This window comes from Achromobacter animicus (genome assembly GCF_902859585.1).
In the GTDB taxonomy this organism is placed as follows: domain Bacteria; phylum Pseudomonadota; class Gammaproteobacteria; order Burkholderiales; family Burkholderiaceae_B; genus Achromobacter; species Achromobacter animicus.
The window spans coordinates 125,036-145,730 of the sequence record NZ_CADIJM010000009.1 but is presented as its reverse complement, the minus strand read 5'-3'; the positions used below and the strand labels follow the sequence as shown (position 1 = coordinate 145,730).

Genomic DNA, 20,695 nt, shown 5'->3' with positions numbered 1-20,695 from the left:
TGTCCCAGTGACAACGAATACAGCAATGCAGGACGACACCCCCCGTTCGGATGACGCCGCTGCCGGCGCGCAGCCGGAATCCTCCGCCGCGCGCGAACCGGCCGCCGAGGGCGAAGCCGGCGCCCGCAGCCGCGGCCGCAAGCTGAGGACCCCGTTCCGCCGCCGCCGCGGCGACGCTGCCGCCGAACAGGCGCCCGCCGCCGAAGGGCAGGCCACTGCGCCCGCCGCACCGGTCGAGTCCGTGGACTCCCGGGGTGGCGAGCAGGAAGCCGAGCAGGCGCTGTCCTACCTGGATACGGCTGACCGCATGGAGCAGCGTCTGGGCAAGTACCTGAACAGCGAAGTGGTCATGCCCAAGCTGCACAAGGTGCTGGCCGACGCAGGCATCGGGTCGCGCCGCGAAATGGAAGAGCTGATCGTCGCGGGCCGGGTGTCCGTTAACGGCGAACCGGCGCATATCGGTCAGCGCGTGGGGCCCAACGATCAGGTGCGTGTCAATGGCAAGCCCATCATGCGCACCAACACGAAAAAGCCGCCGCGCGTGATCCTGTATCACAAGCCCGCCGGCGAGATCGTCAGCCACGACGACCCCGGTGGCCGCGCCAGCGTGTTTGCCCGACTGCCCAAGCTGCGTACCGGCAAGTGGCTCTCGGTGGGCCGCCTTGACCTGAACACCGAAGGCCTGCTGATTTTCACGACGTCGGGCGACATGGCCAACCGGATCATGCACCCCCGCTATGGCACGGAACGCGAGTACGCCGTTCGTGTCCTGGGCGAAATGGACGAGGCGCAGCGCCAGTCGCTGGTCGACGGAATCGAACTCGAAGACGGCTTGGCCGCGTTCGGCGCGCTGGACTACCTGGGCGGCGACGGCAGCAACCGCTGGTACCGTGTCACGCTGCAGGAAGGCCGTAACCGCGAAGTCCGCCGCATGTTTGAAGCGGTCGGCGTCACTGTCAGCCGCCTGATCCGCACGCGCTTCGGCGATGTCGTGCTGCCGCGCACGCTGCGCCGTGGCCGCTGGGACGAACTGGACGCTTCGCTGGTGACCGCGCTGATGGTCCAGTTGGGACTGTTGCGCGATGACGACGATTCGTCGGGCAACCGTCGCCGCTCCAAGCAGCCGCAATCGCACGACAGCGCCTTGCCACCCGGATTCGGCACGCTCGACCGCAACGGCATGAACGGCGCCCGCATCGGCCGCCGTGGCAAGTTGCAGGGCGGCGGCCTGGGCAGTGCAGGGCAGGCTGCGGCGTGTCCTTCTGATCCTTTCGGCACCGGCCTCATGATCGCCGGTGGTTACGCCAACGGCCACCCGCTCTCGGGCGAACCCGGCCTGGGCAATCGCAAGGGCAAATCGGGTCCGCGCTCCGCGGGCGCCGGCAAGTCCGGTGGCAAGCAGGGCGGCAAGGCCGGCGGCAAGCCGGGTGGGCGCGCGGGCGGCAACGCACGCGGTCCCCGCGCCGCAGCGAACGCCGCGGCCGGCAATCCGATGGCAAGCAGCCCGGTGGCCGGCAGTCCGGTGGCCGGCAATCCGGTGGCCGGCAATCCGGCAGCGGGCGGCACGGGCGATGCGCCGGCTGGCGCTGGCCGCCGTCCTGGCGGCAAGTCCGGTGGCAAGCCTGGCGGCGGCAAGCCGGCTGGCGGCAAACCGGCAGGCGCGCGTAGCGGCAATCCGGGTCGTGGCGGCAAGCCCGCCGCGGGCGGTCGCGGCGGCAACAAGGCCGAAGGCGCGCGCACCGGCGGCAACAACAAGGGTCCGGGCGCCGGTGGCAAGCCGCGTGCGCCGCGTAGTGGCGGTCCCCGCGCCGACGGCGGCCAGCGTGGCGACGATTGGCAACCCCGCAGCGCTTCGGCTCACGAATCGCGGCTGGGCGTCATGGGCGGTGGCCGGGGACGTCAGGGTCGCTGATCCCCGCAGGGCGGCCCGCAGACTGCGCCGCCGCCCCGCATCCGTCCCATATAAACGTAAGCCCGTGACGAATCAGGCGATTTTCCCGTTTATCTGGTAAAATCAATGGTTTTCATGGCTTCGCGTCATGGCTTTTTGCTGGAAGCACTGGATTCTTTAAGTGCGCTTTACCGCAAAAAGCACGTCGGCTGCATGCTTGTTGGCTGCATTTGGGCCGATCGGGCGCACGGCCTTGTGCTGGCGTGTTGCTGGCTGGCGTGTTGCCGGGCGCTGTTTGCAGCAATCTCCTTGGCGCGTGCCGCTTTTCGCGGAAGGCGCACAGGCGCCTGAGTACCCAGCCAAGTCCGTCGAAAGCCGGGTTCGGCACCGGGTCGGGAAATCAGGGCGGCGCAAGCCAAAAATTAGGTCGCAATATAGGGCACTGCCCAGCATTGCTCCTTACGTGTAGTAGGGAAGCGGCTGGGCTCTGTGCAATATCGGTGGGCTGGGCGTACAGCCCATTTTTTTTGAGTATATGGCTGATTTATTCGCATTGACCGAAGAGGCTCTGGCCGGCATGGACGTCGAACTTGTCGACGTGGAACGTGCCGCCCTGGGCCTTTTGCGCGTCACGATCGATCGGGTCGGCGGTGTGCGCATCGAAGACTGCGAGCAGGTGTCCCGCCAATTGTCGCGGGTCTATGAGGTCGAGAACATCGACTACAAGCGCCTCGAAGTGGGTTCGCCGGGTGTTGACCGCCCGCTGCGCACCGAGGCCGAGTTCCGCCGTTTCGCAGGCGAGCGCATCGAAATCAAGCTGCGTGAGGCATTGGACGGCCGCAAGGTCTTCTCGGGCACGTTGACCGTGCCGGAAGACGAAGCCGCAGCCGACGCAGCTGCTGGGATGCACAAGACCGTGTTCGGTCTCGAATTTGAGGCAAAAAAGAACGAAGTCCAGGTGTTGAATTTCACGGTCGAAGATATCGAGCGTGCAAAACTGGATCCCGTTCTGGATTTCAAGGGCAAAAAGCGATGAGTCGCGAAATTCTTCTGTTGGTCGATGCCTTGGCGCGTGAAAAAAACGTCACGCGTGACGTCGTGTTCGGCGCTCTCGAAAGTGCGCTGGCCTCGGCCATGAAAAAGCGCTTCAAGGATGATGCGGACATTCGTGTTTCCATCGATAGGGAAACGGGAGACCACGAAGGCTTCCGCCGCTGGCTGGTCGTGCCCGACGAGGCCGGTCTGCAAGAACCCGACAAGCAGGAAATGCTGTCGGATGCCGAGGAAATCGTCCCCGGCATCAAGGAAGGCGAGTACATCGAAGAGCCCCTCGAACCCATCGAGTTCGGCCGTATCGGCGCCCAGGCCGCCAAGCAGGCCATCCTGCAAAAGATCCGCGACGCCGAACGCGAACAGGTGCTGAACGACTTCCTGGACCGTGGTGAAACCATCGTGTCCGGAACGATCAAGCGCATGGACAAGGGCGACGCCATCGTCGAAACCGGCAAGATCGAAGCGCGCCTGCCGCGCTCCGAAATGATTCCCAAGGAAAACCTGCGGGTTGCCGACCGCGTCCGTGCCTTCGTGTTGCGTGTTGACCACGCCGCGCGTGGCCAGCAAGTGATCCTGTCGCGCACGTCGCCCGAGTTCATCCGCCAGCTGTTCGAGAATGAAGTGCCCGAAATCGAGCAGGGTCTGCTCGAGATCAAGGCTGCCGCCCGCGATGCCGGCGTGCGTGCGAAGATCGCCGTCGTGGCATACGATAAGCGTATCGATCCCATCGGGACGTGTGTGGGCATGCGCGGTTCGCGCGTGACCGCCGTGCGCAACGAACTCGGCGGCGAGCAGGTCGACATCGTGTTGTGGTCCGAAGACCCCGCGCAGTTCGTCATCGGCGCGCTGGCGCCGGCCAACGTCGAATCCATCGTTGTCGACGAAGACAAGCATGCGATGGACGTCGTGGTGGACGAGGAAAACCTGCCGAAGGCCATCGGCGCCAAGGGCCAGAACGTGCGCCTGGCGTCCGAACTGACCGGCTGGCAGATCAACATCATGACGCCGGAAGAAAGCCTGAACCGCCAGGAAGTCGAGCGTTCGGGTCTGCGCACCACGTTCATGAGCAAGCTGGACGTCGACGAGGAAGTCGCTGACATCCTGATCGACGAAGGATTTACCGGTATCGAGGAAATCGCCTACGTTCCCATGCAGGAACTGCTGGAAATCGAGGCGTTTGACGAAGACACCATCAACGAGTTGCGCGCCCGTGCCCGCAATGCGCTGCTGACCGAGGCAATCGCCCAGGAAGAGCGCCTTGAGACCGCACAGGATTTGCTTGAACTCGAAGGCATGACGCCGGAACTGGCCGCCAAGCTGGCCGAGCGTCAAGTGCATACGCGTGATGATCTGGCCGAATTGGCAACGGACGAACTGGCGGAAATCGCCGGTCTGACCGAACAGGAAGCCAGCGATCTCATCATGCGTGCCCGCGCCCATTGGTTCGACGAAGAATAACCAAAAGGACACGGGTCTGCGGTGGGCGCTGCAGCCGCTTCATCCACCGCAAGTTCACGTTGTTTGTAATAGCTGCCTATAGGGAAGAGAGAGCCTAATGTCGAGTAATACCGTCGCCCAGTTCGCTACCGAGCTGAAAATGCCTGCCAACGTGCTGCTGGATCAGCTGCGTTCGGCTGGCGTTGACCTCAAATCGGTCGACGACTCCGTCACCGACAGCGACAAGGCGAAATTGCTCGAATCGCTGCGTCGCGCGCACGGCGCAACCGAAGGCAAGAAGATCACGCTGACGCGCCGCCAGACTTCCGAGATCCGGCAAGCCGACGCCACCGGGCGTTCGCGCACGATCCAGGTCGAAGTGCGCAAGAAGCGCGTCTTCGTCAAGCGCGACCCGTCCGAACTCGCCGCCGAACAGGCCGCCTCGGCCCGTCCCGAAGAAGAAGTCGCGGCAGACGCCGCACCGCAGGTTTCCGCACCGGCTGCACCCGCAGCTCCCGCGGCGCCTGTCGCCGCAGAAGCTCGCGAAACGGCGCCTGTAGAGGCCGAAGCTCCCGACCAGGCCGAAGCGCCGCAGCAGGAGCCCGTCGCAGCCGAAGCCGCCGCCCCGGCAGAAGCGCCCGCGGCAACCGAATCCGTCGCGGCCGAAGCGCCCGCCCCCGTCGAGGCCCAAGCGCCCGAAGTCCAGGCTCAGCCTGAACCCGAACCGACGCCGGCGCCTGCTCCTGCCGAGCCCGTGGCCGAAGAGGCCAAGCCCGAAATCAAGACTGAAACCACCGAGCCTCTGGCTGAAGAAGCCAAGCCGGAACCTGCTGTGCTAGCCAATAAGTCCGAAACATCTTCCTCCCAGGCCGCCGCGCCTGTCGCCCAGGCGCAGCCTGCCGCGAAACCCGAATCCGTGAAGCCCGCCGCCGCCGCGCCCGCCGCTGCGCCCAAGGTGGGTGGTCGCGTCGACAACCGCCGTGCCGCGCCGCCGCTGGCCGCTTCCGCCACGACCGCAGGCCGCGACGAAGCCCGCCGCGCCGCCGAGGCCGAGGCCGCCGCGCTGCGCGAAATGCTGAACCGTCCCCGCAAGGTGCTGCGCGCGCCTGAGCCCGAGGCGCCTGCCGCCGCGCCGATCTCCGGCACGCTGCACAAGCCTGCCGGCAAGCCCGGCGCCGCCCCCGCGGCCAAGAAGGACGCCAAGCCGGCTGCCCCTGGCGCCAAGAAAACCATCAAGACCGCCGAAGTCGCTTCGACCTGGTCCGATGATTCGTCGCGCAAGAAGCCGGCCGACAAGCCGGCAGCCCCGGCCAGCCGTGACGGCTGGCGTGCGGGTGGCAAGGGCGGTGGCAAGTCGGGCGGCCGTGGTGGCCGTAACCAGCAGAACGACCGCCGCAACGAGCCGGCGCCGCAGGAATTCATCGCACGTGAAGTCCACGTGCCGGAAACCATCAGCGTGGCCGACCTGGCTCACAAGATGTCCGTCAAGGCCGCCGAAGTCATCAAGCAATTGATGAAGCTGGGCCAGATGGTCACCATCAACCAGGTGCTGGATCAGGAAACGGCCATGATCGTGGTCGAGGAACTGGGCCACGTGGCCATCGCCGCCAAGCTGGACGACCCGGAAGCCTTCCTGGACGAATCCGCCACCCAATCCGAAGCCGAGCAACTGCCGCGCGCGCCGGTCGTGACCGTCATGGGCCACGTCGACCACGGCAAGACCTCGCTGCTGGACTACATCCGCCGCGCCAAGGTTGCCGCGGGCGAAGCCGGCGGCATTACGCAGCACATCGGCGCCTACCACGTCCGCACCGAGCGCGGCATGGTGACCTTCCTTGACACCCCGGGCCACGAGGCGTTTACCGCCATGCGTGCCCGCGGCGCCAAGGCGACCGACATCGTGATTCTGGTGGTTGCCGCCGACGACGGCGTGATGCCGCAGACGCGTGAAGCCATCCACCATGCCAAGGCCGCAGGCGTGCCCATCGTGGTGGCCGTGACCAAGATCGACAAGCCCGCCGCCAACCCGGAACGCGTCAAGCAGGAACTGGTTGCCGAGCAGGTCGTGCCGGAAGAATACGGCGGCGACGTGCCGTTCGTGGGCGTGTCCGCCAAGACCGGCCAGGGCATCGACGACCTCCTCGAAAACGTGCTGCTGCAAGCCGAAGTGCTGGAACTGAAGGCGCCCGAAGACGCACCCGCCAAGGGTCTGGTCATCGAAGCCCGTCTGGACAAGGGCCGTGGCCCGGTCGCGACGATTCTCGTGCAAAGCGGCACGCTCAAGCGCGGCGACGTCGTGCTGGCCGGCGCAAGCTTTGGCCGTGTGCGCGCCATGCTCGACGAAAACGGCAAGCCGATCCAGACGGCCGGTCCCTCGATCCCTGTTGAGATCCAGGGCCTGACCGAAGTGCCGGCCGCCGGTGACGAACTGATGGCGCTGTCCGACGAGCGCAAGGCGCGCGAAATCGCGCTGTTCCGCCAAGGCAAGTTCCGCGACGTCAAGCTGGCCCGCCAACAGGCAGCCAAGCTGGAATCGATGTTCGACAACCTCGGCGAAGGCACCCAGACCCTTACCCTCATCGTCAAGACCGACGTGCAGGGTTCGCAGGAAGCCCTGGTGCAGTCGCTGGTCAAGCTGTCCACCGACGAAGTGCGTGTGCAGGTCGTGCACGCCGCAGTCGGCGGCATCTCGGAAACCGACATCAACCTGGCCATCGCCTCGCACGCCGTCGTCATCGGCTTCAACGTGCGCGCCGACGCCAGCGCCAAGAAGCTTGCCGAGAACAACGGCATCGACGTGCGCTACTACAACATCATCTACGACGCCGTGGATGAGGTTAAGGCCGCCATGTCGGGCATGCTGGCGCCCGAGAAGAAGGAAGAAATCATCGGCCTGGTCGAGATCCGCGAGGTGTACAGCATCTCCCGCCTCGGCAACATCGCCGGTTGTATGGTGCTCGACGGCATCGTGCGCCGCGATTCCCAGGTCCGCCTGCTGCGCAACAACGTGGTTCACTGGACGGGGCACCTCGAGTCGCTGCGCCGCTTCAAGGACGACGTCAAGGAAGTCAAGTCGGGCTTCGATTGCGGTCTGACGCTGCGCGGCAACAATGACATCCAGGTGGGCGACCAGCTGGAAGTCTTTGAAATCAAGGAAATTGCGCGCACGCTGTAAAGCAGGCGCCAGGCATTGTTAATGAGCCGTCACAAGTCCAAAGCCATTCCCGGCCGCAATCTGCGGCTGGCCGACCAGATCCAGAAGGATCTGGCCGGGATCATCCAGCGCGAAATCGACACGAAACGCGCTGGACTGATCACGATTTCGGGTGTGGAACTGTCGACCGACTACGCGCATGCCAAGGTGTGGTTCACGGTTTTGGGCGCCGAGCCCGAAGCCGCCACCACCTTGCTGAACGAGAAGGCCGGCTGGCTGCATTCGCAGCTCTACAAGCTTCTGCACATCCACACCGTCCCCACTTTGCGTTTCTTCCACGACGAGCAAGTCGCCCGTGGCATCGAAATGTCGATCCTCATCGACCGCGCAAACCGCCCCGGCCCGCACTCGGGCGTACCCGACGAGCCTGAAGACAAGTCCTGATCGGGCTGTCGTCACTGCTTCATTTTTTTCCGGATTTCGACGATGGCTAAACGACGCGGGCTTGCGCTCGACGGTGTGCTGTTGCTTGATAAACCTGTGGGTTTGTCGAGCAATCACGCCTTGCAGCGCGCCAAACGCGCCATGGACGCGGCCAAGGCTGGCCATACCGGCACGCTGGACCCTTTTGCCACCGGCCTGCTGGTGTGCTGCATGGGCCGCGCCACCAAAATTTCCGGCGCGATGCTTGACGCCGACAAGGCGTATCGCGCTACGCTGCAATTTGGATCGGAAACCGATTCCGGCGACCTGACGGGCAACGTCACCGCGACCGCCGAACCCGGTTTTGTTGTCGAGGAACAGGCGCTGCGCGATGCACTGTCACGTTTCTCGGGCACCATCGAGCAGATTCCGCCGATGTACTCGGCGCTCAAGCGCGACGGCAAGCCGCTGTACGAGTACGCCCGCGCGGGCATCGAGCTGGAGCGGGCGCCGCGCAAGATCACGATATACCGCATCGAGCTGTTGTCCCTGACCGGGACGCAGGCAGAGATCGATGTGGCTTGCAGTAAAGGCACATACATCCGAACACTGGCCCAGGACATCGGGCGCGTGCTGGGCTGTTTCGCCCACCTGACGGCGCTGCGGCGCACGCACGTCGGGCCCTTCTCTCTGGAACGCGCCGTTGAACTGGAAGCCTTGCAGGCCATGCCAGACCCCAAGCAGGCATTGCTTGCACTGAACGAATTGCCGGAGGGCTTGCTGCCCTCCACCCTGACCTTAAAGGACTCGCTATGACTCGCGCCTTGCGCAACGTCGCCATCATCGCCCACGTTGACCACGGAAAAACCACCCTGGTCGACCAGCTGCTGCGCCAATCCGGCACCTTCCGCGAAAACCAGGCGCTGACCGAACGGGTCATGGACTCGAACGACCTGGAAAAGGAACGTGGCATCACGATTCTGGCCAAGAACTGTGCCGTTGAGTACGAAGGCACCCACATCAACATCGTCGACACCCCGGGCCACGCCGACTTCGGCGGTGAAGTCGAGCGCGTGCTGTCGATGGTCGACGGCGTGCTGCTGCTGGTTGACGCGGTCGAAGGCCCGATGCCCCAGACCATTTTCGTGACCCGCAAGGCACTGGCCCTGGGCCTGAAGCCGATCGTCGTGGTCAACAAGGTCGACCGTCCGGGCGCCCGCACCGATTTCGTCATCAACGCCACGTTCGACCTGTTCGACAAGCTGGGCGCCACTGACGAGCAGCTGGACTTCCCGGTCGTGTACGCATCGGGTCTGTCCGGTTACGCCGGCCTGACGCCGGATGTGCGCGAAGGCGACATGCGTCCCTTGTTCGAAGCCATCCTGCAACACGTGCCGCAGCGCGAGGACGATCCCAACGGCCCGCTGCAGATGCAGATCATTTCGCTGGACTACAACAGCTACGTCGGCAAGATCGGCGTGGGCCGCATCAACCGTGGCCGTATGCGCCCGGGCATGGAAGTGGCCTACAAGTTCGGTCCCGATGGTCAAGGCGGCCGCGGCCGCATCAACCAGGTGCTGAAGTTCCATGGCCTGGAGCGCGTCGTGGTGGACGAAGCCGAAGCCGGCGACATCGTGCTGATCAACGGCATTGAAGACCTGGGCATCGGTTGCACGGTGATGGATCCGGTCAACCAGGAACCGCTGCCGATGCTGCGCATCGACGAACCGACGCTGACCATGAACTTCATGGTGAACACGTCGCCGCTGGCCGGCCGCGAAGGCAAGTTCGTGACCAGCCGCCAGGTGCGCGACCGTCTGGATCGCGAACTGAAGTCCAACGTGGCGCTGCGTGTGCGCGACACGGGCGACGACACGGTTTTCGAAGTGTCGGGCCGTGGCGAACTGCACCTGACCATTCTGCTGGAAACGATGCGCCGCGAAGGCTACGAGCTGGCCGTGTCGCGTCCGCGCGTGGTGTTCAAGGAAATCGACGGCGTGAAGTGCGAGCCGTTCGAGTCGCTGACCGTTGACGTCGAAGACGCGCACCAGGGTGGCGTCATGGAAGAGCTGGGCCGCCGTAAGGGCGACCTGCAGGACATGCAGCCGGACGGCCGTGGCCGTACGCGTCTGGAATACCTGATCCCGGCCCGCGGCCTGATCGGTTTCCAGAACGAATTCCTGACGCTGACGCGCGGCACGGGCCTGATGAGCCACATCTTCCACGAGTACGCGCCGATCAAGGAAGGCTCCATCGGCGAGCGCCGCAACGGCGTGCTGATCAGCCAGGACAACGGCGACGCCGTGGCTTACGCGCTGTGGAAGCTGCAGGATCGCGGCCGCATGTTCGTCAACCCGGGCGATGCGCTGTACGAAGGCATGATCATCGGCATCCACAGCCGCGACAACGACCTGGTCGTGAACCCGATCAAGGGCAAGCAGCTGACCAACGTGCGCGCGTCGGGCACCGACGAAGCCGTGCGCCTGGTTCCGCCGATCCAGATGTCGCTGGAATACGCCGTGGAATTCATCGACGACGACGAACTGGTGGAAATCACCCCGAAGTCGATCCGTCTGCGCAAGCGCTACCTGCTCGAAAACGAGCGCAAGCGCGCCGCGCGCGAAGCCGCGGTCTGAGCTTGAAGGCGGCAGTCGCCGCCTTGTCGCCGGATCAATGAAAAGCCGCGCACCTTCGGGTGCGCGGCTTTTTTTTGCAACCACTGCGGCCGCCGGCTACACCGCGCCGTGCTGGTGCCGGTACTCTTGCGTTCGCCCGCCATAGCCATAGGCCGCCGCGCGCGCGTCGATCACATGGACGTACGAGCACTCGTGCAGTTCGCCCAGGATCTCCTGGAACGCGGCATAGACGTCCTTGATGAAGCGCGCCTTCTCGGACTTGGTGTTGGTCTCGTCCGTGACGCTGATGTCCAGGTGGAATGCGTTTTTGCCCTGCTCGGACAAAGGACGCCCGCCGATGAACCAGAGTTCGTGCGGAATGTGCTGCAGCGTGATGGCGATGACGGGCAGCTTTTTACCGAGCACGGACTGGGTCAGCCCGGCGACGGATTCGACGATGCGTTGGTCAATGGCGGCATCGGTTGTGCCGGAACGATGGATGACGATGTGGGGCATGACGGCTCTCCGGTTGGGTAGGTACAGGGCCAGTGTAGAAAGCGCGTTGACATCGGAAAAGCGGGAAATTACGATTTCATCCATCGATTTAGCCGTTGGATAAATCATGAGCGGATTCGACCTGGACCAGCTTCGCACGCTGGTTGCGGTGCTGGACGCGGGCAGCCTGACGGCCGCGGCGCCCAAGGTGTTCCTGTCGCAATCGTCCGTCAGTGAACAGATGCGCAAGCTGGAGGACAGGGCGGGCCAGCCGTTGCTGGTGCGCGGCAAAGCGGGCGTGCGCGCCACGCCGGCCGGTCAGCGCCTCCTGGCGCATGCGCGCACGATCCTGGCCCTGAGCGACGAGGCCTACCGCGACCTGCGCGGCGTGGCGCTTCGGGGCGAACTGCGCCTGTGCATCACCGATTACTTCCGGCCGGGGGACGTCGCCCGTCTGCTGCGCCGCCTGAACGAGCAGTATCCGCAGGTGCGGCTGCACGTCACCATCATGAAAAGCGGCGCGATCGAAGCGGCTTACGAGCGCGGCGAGATCGACGTCGGCATATCCATGGTCATCCAGGAGCAGGGCGCGACGCGCGGCCGGGCGGACGGCGCGCTGCTGCGGCGTGAACCGCTGCTGTGGATGGCGGCCGAGGGCGTGACGCCGCCGCTGGCCGAACCCTTGCCGTTGCTGGCGCTGCCGGAAACCTGCGCGCTGCGCCAATACGTAGAGCGGATGTTGTCGCGCCGCGGCGTGCCGTATGCGGTATCGCACGTGGCGTCCGGCGTCGCGGGACTGCAGTTGGCCGTCGCCGCGGGATTGGGCGTTGCGTGCCTGAACGAATCGGCGCTGGGTGCGGGCATGGCGCGGCTGCAGGCGCCCGGCTTGCCGGCGTTGCCATCGGTGGAATTCAGGTTGCTCGCTGCCCGCCCCGGCGAAAGCGAGTTCGTGGGGCTGGCGCGCGAGGCGATCGTCAAGGCGATGACGTAGGCAGCGCCTTGACTGAAGGTTGCGGTGCGTGCGGACAAGCGCGGGCGACGCCCTGTCCGTAGCACAGCCGCCGTGTCAGGCGGGCAGGGAAGGGGCGTACTGTTCGGCGGACATCACCCGTTCGTGGAATTCCACGACCTTTCGCACCACCTTGACGGGGTCGTCTTCGATGATGAAAAGATCCAGGTCGTGGGCGCCGATCATGCCGTTGCCGAGCACCTGGTCGCCCAGCCATTCGGCCAGTCCCGACCAGTACTCGCTGCCGACCAGCACGATCGGCGCCGGCGGCACCTTGCCCGTCTGGATGAGCGTCAACGCTTCGAAGAGCTCGTCCAGCGTGCCAAAGCCGCCGGGCATCGCCACGTAGGCGAAGCTGTGCATGAAGAACGCTGCCTTGCGAGGGAAGAAGTACTCGAAGGACAGGCTGATGGTCTGGAATTCGTTGTTGTGGGCTTCGTGCGGCAGGCTGATGTTCAACCCGATGCTCGTGCCTCCTGCTTCAAATGCACCTTTGTTGGCGGCTTCCATGATGCCGGGGCCGCCGCCCGCGATGACTGCGAAGCCAGCTTCTGCCAGCGCCGCGGAGATCGCGATGGTGGTTTCATAGTACGGGGAATTACGGCTGACTCGTGCGCTACCGAAAACGCTGACTGCGGGCCCGATGTGAGCGAGCTTGTCTGCCGCCGTCCTTATCTCTGACATAATCAGCGGAATTTGTTTGCCGGCGGGTGTATCCATATCTGCCTTTGTAACCATGAAAAAAACGCTATTACTGGTCGACGGTTCAAGTTACTTGTACCGCGCTTTCCACGCTATGCCCGATTTGCGCAACGCGCAAGGCGAACCGACAGGTGCGCTTTACGGCGTGGTCAATATGCTGCGCAAGCTTGTATCTGACCATAAGGCAGAGTATGCCGCATGTATCTTCGATGCTCGCGGCAAGACGTTTCGGGACGATCTGTATCCGGAATACAAGTCGCACCGTCCCCCTATGCCTGAGGACCTAGCAGCACAAATCGATCCCATCCACCGCGCGGTGCGCGCTCTGGGCTGGCCTGTGCTGGCGATCGAAGGCGTCGAGGCGGATGACGTCATTGGCACGTTGGCACATCGTGCCGCGCAGCATGACGTTCACACCATCGTCTCTACGGGCGACAAGGACCTGGCGCAACTGGTCAACAGCCACGTCACGCTCGTCAACACCATGAGCGGCGAGGTCCTGGACGAAGCCGGCGTCGTGAACAAGTTTGGCGTGCCTCCCGAGCGTATCGTCGACTACCTGATGCTGGTGGGCGACACGGTCGACAACGTCCCGGGCGTCACCAAGGTCGGGCCCAAGACGGCCGCCAAATGGATTACGGAATTCGGCTCGATTGACAAGCTGATCGAAGGCGCCGATGGCATCAAGGGCGTGGCCGGCAACAACCTGCGCGAAGCCATCCCCAATTTCCCGCTGACGCGCCAACTGCTCACGGTCAAGTGCGATTGCGATCTGACCGGCCACATCGACAGCGTGGACGACCTGACGCCGCGCCCGCGCGACGACGCCACGCTGACCGAACTGTACGAACGCTACGGCTTCCGCACGTGGCTGCGCGACCTGACCGGTGATGTCGAGCGCGTGCCCACGGGCGATGCGCGCGTCGCGCACGAGGCGCCCGCCGCGCCCGCCACGCTGGATTACCGCATCATTTCCGACTGGGCCGCGTTCGACGCCTGGATGGAACTGATGCAGCAGGCATCGCTGGTTGCGCTGGACACCGAGACGACGTCGCTGGACGAGATGCAGGCCCGGCTGGTGGGCTTGTCGATGTCGGTGGCGCCCGGCGTGGCCTGCTACATCCCGGTCGCGCACCGGGGTCCCGACGGTGCGGTCCAGTTGCCCAAGGATGAAGTGCTGGCCCGTTTGAAGCCCTGGCTGGAAGACGCGGCGCGCGCCAAGCTGCTGCACCACGCCAAGTACGACACGCACGTGTTCGCCAACGAAGGCATCCGCCTGGCCGGCGCCGCCGAAGACACGATGCTGCAGGCCTACGTGCTGGAATCGCATCGCGGCGTGGGCCTGAACGATCTGGCGCAGCGTTATCTGGGACGCAGCGGCGTGTCCTACGAGGACCTCTGCGGCAAGGGCGCCAAGCAGATCGGGTTTGACGAAGTGGCGGTGGACAAGGCCGGGCATTACGCGGCCGAAGACGCCGATTTCACGCTGCAACTGCATCAGGTGCTGCGTCCGATGGTCGCCGCCGACGAAGGGCTGGAACGTATCTATCGCCTGGAAATGCAGGTGTCCGGCGTGCTGACCACCATCGAACGCAACGGCGTGAAGGTCGATGCCGCCGAACTGGGCCGCCAGAGCAACAAGCTGGGCCAGGAGATGCTGCAGCTCGAGCAAAAGGCCTATGAACTCGCCGGCCAGCCGTTCAACCTCAACTCCCCCAAGCAGCTTGGCGAAATCCTGTTCGGCCGCATGCAGCTGCCGGTGGTGCGCAAGACCGCGAGCGGCGCGCCCTCCACGGACGAGGAAGTGCTGAGCAAGCTGGCGCTGGACTATCCACTGCCGCAGGTGCTGCTGGACTACCGCGGGCTGTCCAAGCTGAAGTCCACCTACACGGACAAGCTGCCGCGCATGATCAACCCGGCGACCGGGCGGGTGCATACGCACTATTCGCAGGCCGCCGTCATCACCGGGCGTCTGGCGTCGTCGGATCCCAACCTGCAGAACATTCCGGTCCGCACCGAGGCCGGGCGTCGGGTGCGCGAGGCGTTCATCGCCGAGCGCGGCCTGCTGTTGTCCGCAGACTATTCGCAGATCGAGTTGCGCATCATGGCGCACGTTTCGGACGACGCGAATCTGCAAAGCGCCTTCGCGGCGGGCGAAGACATCCACCGCGCCACCGCATCCGAAGTATTCGGCGTGCCGCTGGACGCCGTGACCACCGATCAGCGCCGTGCCGCCAAGGCCATCAACTTCGGCCTGATCTACGGCATGGGCGTGTTCGGCCTGGCGTCCAACCTGGGCATCACGCGCGACGCCGCGCAGGCTTACATCGACCGCTACTTTGCGCGCTATCCCGGCGTGGCCATGTACATGGACGACACGCGGCGCCTGGCGCGCGAGCAGGGCTACGTGGAAACCGTCTTTGGACGGCGGCTGCAGTTGCCGGAAATCCGCGGCGCCTCGGGGCCGCGCAGGCAGGGCGCCGAGCGGGCGGCCATCAATGCGCCCATGCAGGGCACCGCGGCCGACCTCATCAAGATGGCCATGGTGGCGGTGCAGGACTGGCTCGACACCGAGAAGCTGCAGACGCGCATGATCATGCAGGTGCACGACGAACTGGTGATGGAAGCGCCGGACGAGGAGCTGGATCTGGTCAAGGAGGCGCTGCCGCGCCTGATGTGCAACGTGGCGACGCTGCGTGTGCCGCTGGTTGCGGAAGTGGGCATGGGCAAGAACTGGGAACAGGCGCACTAAAGGGACAGAGCGCCCCGGGCCGTCTTCGGACGGCCCATTTCCGGTTTTTGGATTGCAACAATATAATGTTGCGCTTCCCCCGCCTGATCTTTTCCCCCCTCCATGTTGCTGCTCTGGGTTTTGCTCGCCACCATTACCGGCGGCCTTATTGCTGTCCTCATCGCGAGCTGGCTCGCGTACAAGGTCTTTGCCAAATACCTGCATCACATGGTGAGTCTGTCGGTGGGCGTGCTGCTGTCGGTCGCGCTGCTGCACCTGCTGCCCGAAGCGTTCGAGACCGGCGTTGGCAACGCGCATGTGCTCTTCGGGCTGATGCTGGCGTCGCTGATCGGGTTCTTCGTGCTGGAGAAGATTGCGCTGCTGCGCCACAGCCATCACCACGAAGGCGACGGCCATCACCACCACAAGGGACACGACCGGCACGAGGCGGGGCGCGGCGGGATGCTCATCCTGATCGGCAGCTCGCTGCACAACCTGTGCGATGGCGTGCTGATCGCCGCGGCGTTTCTCACCGATCCGCTGTTGGGGGTGCTGACCGCGGCGTCGATCATCATCCACGAGATACCGCACAAGCTGGGCGACTTCGTCGTTCTGATCAATGCCGGCCTGCGCCGCCGCCGGGCCTTCGCGCTGATTCTCTTTACCAGCTTGTGTTCAGCGGTCGGCGGCATAATAGGCTACTTCGTGCTGCAGCAGGCGCAGGACTGGACGCCGTACATTCTGGTGGTTGCCGCCAGCAGCTTCCTGTATATCTCGGTGGCCGACCTGATGCCGCAGATGCACGAGCGGGTATCCCTGTCCGATGCCGTCCCGCAATTGCTGCTGGTCGGTGTGGGTGTGGCGCTGATCTACAGCGTGACGACCCTGATGCACCACGGGCACGACCATGGCGGCCATGACCATGGCGCGCCGCATGCGGAGCACGGCCACCAGCACTAGCGCTGGCACGGCGGTAGGGATGGCCGGCTTTCGTCGACCCCAACCAAGGAGTTCTCCATGAGTTTTTCCACCGCCGCAGGCAATGTCGCCCCCACCGTGATCCACACGGACACGCAGGGCCTCGTCCATGGGGATTTCCAGCTACCCGTCACGGGTGGCCCCATCGATGCCTACTACGCGGCGCCCGAGGGCAAGCGCGATCTGCCGATCGTGCTGGTGATCCAGGAAATCTTTGGTGTGCATGAACACATCAAGGACATCTGCCGCCGGGTCGCCAAGGCCGGCTATCTGGCCGTCGCTTGCGATCTTTATCAGCGCCAGGGCGACGCATCCTCCTACACCGACATCCCGAAGCTCATTTCCGAACTCGTCAGCAAGGTCCCGGACGAACAGGTGTTTGGCGACTTGGACGCCAGCGTCGCCTGGGCCGCCGCCAATGGCGGGGACCCGCGCCGGGTGGCGGTGACGGGTTTCTGCTGGGGCGGGCGCCTGACGTGGATGTACGCCGCGCACAATCCCGACGTGAAGGCGGGCGTCGCCTGGTACGGCAAGCTCAGCGTGGGCCACGGGCCGCTCATCAAGCGCGTGGCGCTGGATGTGACGAACGAGCTGCACGGTCCCGTCCTGGGCCTGTACGGCGGGCGCGACGCCAGCATTCCGCTGTCTGATGTGGAAGCCATGAAGACGAAGCTGGCCGCCGGCAACGCTGCGGCGAAGCAGTCCGACATCGTGGTGTATCCCGAGGCCGATCATGCGTTCCTGGCGGATTACCGCGCCAGTTATCACCCGGAGGCCGCGAAGGATGGCTGGGCGCGGATGCTGGAGTGGTTCAAGCGGTATTTGTGAAGCGGGACGGGCGAGCCACGAAAGTTGCCCACCGGATGTGAGCTTCGCAGAAGAAAGCCGACCCGCGGGTCGGCTTTTTCATGCGGGGCCGCCCCCTCGGGGGGCAGCAAGCGTGCGAAGCGTGCGCGGCGTGGAGGCTATTAATTCCCCGCTTCGCGCAAACGGCTGGGCAAGAGCTCGCCGTGGCGTGCCAGCAAGGGGTACGCCGCCGCGCCCACCAGATGCGAGTTGATGCCCTTCATATCCCGCAGGATGTCCAGATACAACGCGCCGACTTCCGCCGCGTCGACCTGGCCCGACTTGATCTTCTGCAGGTGCGTGTCGGCCGCCTGGGTTTCGATCGTGCGGAAACGCGCCTTTTCGCCGGCCAGCGAACGCGCCTGGCGCAGGTCGTCGTTCACGAAGAGGGCGGCGGCCGTGCGCTGGTTGGCGATGAGCTGGCCCAGCGTGTCGTCCAGGCTGGCGCGTTGCTCGGGCGAGAACGTCCATCCCTGTTTACGCAACTTGGCAACGTGGCTGAGCAGCCCGTGATGGGCGATATCGCCAGCGTGTCCGATGTTGCTGGTGAAGGCCAGGATGTCGTCGAGCCGCTGGATGTCGTCGCGGGTCATGTTTTCCTGGTCCAGCGTCGCCAGATACGTCGTGATGGCGTTTTCCAGCTTGTCCAGCGCGCCGTCGAGCTGGCGCGCCTGCACCATGCGGTGGCGGTTGTCGCGCTTGAAGCCCGCCCGCGCGTAGAGCAGCAGCGTCTGCAGCATGTCTGCCATCCGCAGGGCTTCGCGCGCGGCGTTGCCCAGCGCCACGGCCGGCACGTCGTGCGCCCATTCGTCCAGGTATTGGGGCCGCGACGGGTCGTTCGGGTCGGCGCGTTTGGGCAGCCAGCGGGTGAGGAGGGCGGCGTACGGCGTCAGGAGCGGCAGGAAGGCCAGGGCAATGACCACATTGAACAAGGTGTGGAAGTTGGCGACCGCGCGGGCGGGGTCGCGCGCCAGGTCGCTCATCCAGGGCTGCAGGAGCGGCAGCAGCAGCAGGCCGGCCAGCACGCCCAGCACCCGTGTCAGCAGATTGCCCAGCGGCAGGCGGCGGGCGGCGGGGTCGTCGCCGGTCACGCCTTCGATCATCGGGTTGATTGCCGTGCCCAGGTTGGCGCCCAGCACCAGCGCAAAAGCCACGTGCGGCGCCACCATGTTGTGGCTGGCCAGCGACATCACCAGCACCACCACGGCCACGCTGGAGTGCGCCGCCCAGGTGAATGCCGCGGACAGCAGCACCGCAGCGACGGGCTGGGTCGCCAGCGCGTCCAGGACCATGCCCAGCATGGGCGCGGTCTGGAAGGGGGCAAAGAGTTCGACGAGCTGGTGCAGCGACAGCAGCAACAGGCCCAGGCCGATGAAGACCCGGCCCAGGTCGCGGGTGCGGCCCGGCGGGTAGCGCCGGAACATCCAGACGCCGGCAAGGATCAGGATCGGCGCAAGCTCGGTCAGGTCGAAGGACAGCAGCTGGACGATCAGCGTGGTGCCGACGTTGGCGCCCAGCATGGCCGCCAACGCGGGCACCAGGCCGACGACGCCGCCCGCGGCAAAGCCGGTGATCATCAAGCCGGTGGCGGTGCTGCTCTGCAATGCGGCCGTGATGCCCAGGCCGGCAAAGAATGCCCGCAGCCGCGTGCCAAGGGCTCGCCCCAGCGCCGCGCCCAGTGCCGCACCAAACGCGCGTTGGACGCCCGTTTGCACCATGTGCACGCCCCAAAGCAGCAGCGCCACGTAGCCGGCGAAGTCAAGCAGGGTAATGAGTCCAGACATCCAGGCGTTTTTCCGTTCTTTTTATGACAAGTAATAATTCTGTAATGATCGCATGCCCCGCCGGGCTTTGACACCCGGCGCGAAGATACAGGATACGCCCGGCGGGGCTTTGCTGCGTGCGCCCGGGGCTACGCGTATCATTGCCTGATCATTTGTGGATGTCTTGGAGTTTGGCGTGGCCGTTTCCGTTTTCGATCTGTTCAAGGTGGGTATCGGCCCGTCAAGTTCCCACACCGTGGGTCCGATGCGGGCGGCACTGCTGTTCGCCCAGGGCCTGGAGCGGGACGGCCTGATTCCGCGGGTCGCCAGCGTGCGGGCCGAACTGTACGGATCGTTGGGCGCCACCGGCAAGGGCCACGGCACCGACAAGGGCGTGCTGCTGGGCCTGATGGGCGAGGCGCCCGACACCGTCGATCCGGCTGCCATCGCCGGCATGGTCGCGTCCGTACGCGCCAGCCGCCAACTGCCGTTGCTGGGCAAGTACCCGCTGCCCTTCGTGGAAAAGGAACACCTGATGTTCTACCGCCGCGAAGCCATGGCCGAGCACCCCAACGGCATGAAGTTCCACGCCTTCGACGCCGACGGCCAGAGCCTGCGCGAGGCGCGCTACCTGTCGGTGGGCGGTGGCTTCGTCGTCACGGCGGGCGCGTCCAACAGCCAGGTCATCGCCGCGCACGACCAGTTGCCGTACCCGTTTCGCATGGGACGCGAGCTCTTGGCCATGTGCCAGGAAAACGGCATGACCGTCGCGCAGATCATGATGCAGAACGAGTTGACCTGGCGCGAAGCCTCGGAAGTCAATGCCGGTCTGGACCGGATCTGGCAGGTGATGCAGGACTGCGTGGCGCGCGGCTGTGGCATCAACTATCCGGAGGCGGACGGCGAGCTGCCCGGTCCGCTGCGCGTGCGCCGCCGTGCCCCGGAGCTGTACCGCAATCTCACGCAGCGCGCCGAGCGCACGCTGTCCGACCCGCTGTCCGTCATGGATTGGGTGAACCTGTACGCGATGGCCGTCAACGAAGAGAACGCCGCGGGCGGCCGCGTGGTCACCGCGCCGACCAACGGCGCGGCGGGCATCATCCCGGCGGTGCTGCACTATTACGATCGCTTCGTGCCGGGCGCGAACCGCGATGGCGTGCGCGACTTCCTGCTGACCGCGGCCGCGATCGGGCTGCTGTACAAGTACAACGCGTCGCTGTCGGGCGCGGAAGTGGGCTGTCAGGGCGAAGTTGGCGTGGCCTGTTCCATGGCGGCCGGCGGATTGGCGGCGGCGCTGGGCGGGTCGGTGGAGCAGGTGGAGAATGCGGCCGAGATCGGCATGGAGCACAACCTGGGCCTGACCTGCGACCCGGTCGGCGGACTGGTGCAGATTCCCTGTATCGAGCGCAACGCCATGGCCTCGGTCAAGGCCGTCAACGCCGCCCGCATGGCGCTGCGCGGCGACGGCCAGCACTACGTGTCGCTGGACTCGGTCATCAAGACCATGCGCGAAACCGGCGCCGACATGAAGACCAAGTACAAGGAAACGGCGCGGGGCGGCTTGGCGGTGAATATCGTCGAGTGCTGAGCGCGGCCTG

The 20,695-nt window shown here is 65.3% G+C and carries 15 protein-coding genes; 12 read left to right on the top strand and 3 right to left on the bottom strand.

Annotation, left to right across the window (positions count from 1 at the left end):
* Nucleotides 1–25: 25 nt before the first annotated feature.
* The 7 genes from rluB (at nucleotide 26) to typA (ending at nucleotide 10,594) form a co-directional block, all read left to right on the top strand.
* Entirely contained in the window at nucleotides 26–1,912 is a 1,887-nt protein-coding gene (rluB, locus tag HV681_RS20025) for a 23S rRNA pseudouridine(2605) synthase RluB (protein WP_175124691.1), read from the top strand.
* Nucleotides 1,913–2,426: 514 nt separating this feature from the next.
* Complete coding sequence (rimP, locus tag HV681_RS20020; RefSeq protein ID WP_175124690.1) at nucleotides 2,427–2,927, top strand: ribosome maturation factor RimP; 501 nt, start codon at nucleotides 2,427–2,429, stop codon at nucleotides 2,925–2,927.
* Nucleotides 2,924–4,402: a transcription termination factor NusA gene (nusA, locus tag HV681_RS20015; RefSeq protein WP_056322387.1), complete on the top strand. Its 1,479-nt coding sequence runs from the start codon at nucleotides 2,924–2,926 to the stop codon at nucleotides 4,400–4,402. Before rimP ends, nusA begins: the two co-directional genes overlap by 4 nt.
* A 97-nt stretch (nucleotides 4,403–4,499) precedes the next feature.
* Nucleotides 4,500–7,556 (top strand): translation initiation factor IF-2, encoded by a 3,057-nt coding sequence (infB, locus tag HV681_RS20010; RefSeq protein WP_175124689.1) that lies wholly within the window; start codon nucleotides 4,500–4,502, stop codon nucleotides 7,554–7,556.
* A 21-nt stretch (nucleotides 7,557–7,577) separates the two neighbouring features.
* Nucleotides 7,578–7,979 (top strand): 30S ribosome-binding factor RbfA, encoded by a 402-nt coding sequence (gene rbfA, locus HV681_RS20005; protein WP_175124688.1) that lies wholly within the window; start codon nucleotides 7,578–7,580, stop codon nucleotides 7,977–7,979.
* Between the two features lie 42 nt (nucleotides 7,980–8,021).
* Nucleotides 8,022–8,774, top strand: a complete 753-nt coding sequence (gene truB, locus HV681_RS20000) for a tRNA pseudouridine(55) synthase TruB (RefSeq protein ID WP_175124687.1) — start codon at nucleotides 8,022–8,024, stop codon at nucleotides 8,772–8,774.
* Nucleotides 8,771–10,594, top strand: a complete 1,824-nt coding sequence (typA, locus tag HV681_RS19995) for a translational GTPase TypA (protein ID WP_175124686.1) — start codon at nucleotides 8,771–8,773, stop codon at nucleotides 10,592–10,594. Before truB ends, typA begins: the two co-directional genes overlap by 4 nt.
* Before the next feature lie 96 nt (nucleotides 10,595–10,690).
* Here the strand turns inward: typA and HV681_RS19990 are convergent, their stop codons facing one another.
* On the bottom strand, nucleotides 10,691–11,089 hold the full coding sequence (locus tag HV681_RS19990; protein WP_175124685.1) for a tautomerase family protein: 399 nt from the start codon (nucleotides 11,087–11,089) through the stop codon (nucleotides 10,691–10,693).
* A 106-nt stretch (nucleotides 11,090–11,195) separates the two neighbouring features.
* Here HV681_RS19990 and HV681_RS19985 point away from each other — a divergent pair, with 106 nt between their 5' ends.
* Nucleotides 11,196–12,059, top strand: coding sequence for a LysR family transcriptional regulator (locus HV681_RS19985; RefSeq protein ID WP_175124684.1), 864 nt, complete (start codon nucleotides 11,196–11,198; stop codon nucleotides 12,057–12,059).
* A gap of 75 nt (nucleotides 12,060–12,134) precedes the next feature.
* On the opposite strand, the gene HV681_RS19980 is transcribed toward HV681_RS19985, so the two are convergent.
* Nucleotides 12,135–12,797, bottom strand: coding sequence for an LOG family protein (locus HV681_RS19980; RefSeq protein WP_496349920.1), 663 nt, complete (start codon nucleotides 12,795–12,797; stop codon nucleotides 12,135–12,137).
* A gap of 16 nt (nucleotides 12,798–12,813) precedes the next feature.
* Here HV681_RS19980 and polA point away from each other — a divergent pair, with 16 nt between their 5' ends.
* From polA to HV681_RS19965, 3 genes are all read left to right on the top strand, one after another.
* The gene (gene polA / locus HV681_RS19975) at nucleotides 12,814–15,531 is read left to right on the top strand and encodes a DNA polymerase I (RefSeq protein ID WP_175124683.1); all 2,718 of its coding nucleotides are present in this window, start codon (nucleotides 12,814–12,816) and stop codon (nucleotides 15,529–15,531) included.
* Nucleotides 15,532–15,633: 102 nt separating this feature from the next.
* Nucleotides 15,634–16,470, top strand: coding sequence for a ZIP family metal transporter (locus HV681_RS19970; protein WP_175124682.1), 837 nt, complete (start codon nucleotides 15,634–15,636; stop codon nucleotides 16,468–16,470).
* A gap of 57 nt (nucleotides 16,471–16,527) precedes the next feature.
* Nucleotides 16,528–17,316, top strand: coding sequence for a dienelactone hydrolase family protein (locus HV681_RS19965; RefSeq protein WP_175124681.1), 789 nt, complete (start codon nucleotides 16,528–16,530; stop codon nucleotides 17,314–17,316).
* 140 nt (nucleotides 17,317–17,456) lie between these two features.
* On the opposite strand, the gene HV681_RS19960 is transcribed toward HV681_RS19965, so the two are convergent.
* Entirely contained in the window at nucleotides 17,457–19,118 is a 1,662-nt protein-coding gene (locus HV681_RS19960; protein WP_175124680.1) for a Na/Pi cotransporter family protein, read from the bottom strand.
* A gap of 175 nt (nucleotides 19,119–19,293) precedes the next feature.
* On the opposite strand from HV681_RS19960, the gene HV681_RS19955 reads away from it, so the two are divergent.
* Nucleotides 19,294–20,685, top strand: a complete 1,392-nt coding sequence (locus HV681_RS19955) for an L-serine ammonia-lyase (protein WP_175124679.1) — start codon at nucleotides 19,294–19,296, stop codon at nucleotides 20,683–20,685.
* Nucleotides 20,686–20,695: the final 10 nt, after the last annotated feature.

Coding starts and splice junctions, on each gene's coding strand:
- rluB (WP_175124691.1), top strand. CDS start 26: ATGCAGGACGACACCCCCCGTTCGGATGACGCCGCTGCCGGCGCGCAG.
- rimP (WP_175124690.1), top strand. CDS start 2,427: ATGGCTGATTTATTCGCATTGACCGAAGAGGCTCTGGCCGGCATGGAC.
- nusA (WP_056322387.1), top strand. CDS start 2,924: ATGAGTCGCGAAATTCTTCTGTTGGTCGATGCCTTGGCGCGTGAAAAA.
- infB (WP_175124689.1), top strand. CDS start 4,500: ATGTCGAGTAATACCGTCGCCCAGTTCGCTACCGAGCTGAAAATGCCT.
- rbfA (WP_175124688.1), top strand. CDS start 7,578: ATGAGCCGTCACAAGTCCAAAGCCATTCCCGGCCGCAATCTGCGGCTG.
- truB (WP_175124687.1), top strand. CDS start 8,022: ATGGCTAAACGACGCGGGCTTGCGCTCGACGGTGTGCTGTTGCTTGAT.
- typA (WP_175124686.1), top strand. CDS start 8,771: ATGACTCGCGCCTTGCGCAACGTCGCCATCATCGCCCACGTTGACCAC.
- HV681_RS19990 (WP_175124685.1), bottom strand. CDS start 11,089: ATGCCCCACATCGTCATCCATCGTTCCGGCACAACCGATGCCGCCATT.
- HV681_RS19985 (WP_175124684.1), top strand. CDS start 11,196: ATGAGCGGATTCGACCTGGACCAGCTTCGCACGCTGGTTGCGGTGCTG.
- HV681_RS19980 (WP_496349920.1), bottom strand. CDS start 12,797: ATGGATACACCCGCCGGCAAACAAATTCCGCTGATTATGTCAGAGATA.
- polA (WP_175124683.1), top strand. CDS start 12,814: ATGAAAAAAACGCTATTACTGGTCGACGGTTCAAGTTACTTGTACCGC.
- HV681_RS19970 (WP_175124682.1), top strand. CDS start 15,634: ATGTTGCTGCTCTGGGTTTTGCTCGCCACCATTACCGGCGGCCTTATT.
- HV681_RS19965 (WP_175124681.1), top strand. CDS start 16,528: ATGAGTTTTTCCACCGCCGCAGGCAATGTCGCCCCCACCGTGATCCAC.
- HV681_RS19960 (WP_175124680.1), bottom strand. CDS start 19,118: ATGTCTGGACTCATTACCCTGCTTGACTTCGCCGGCTACGTGGCGCTG.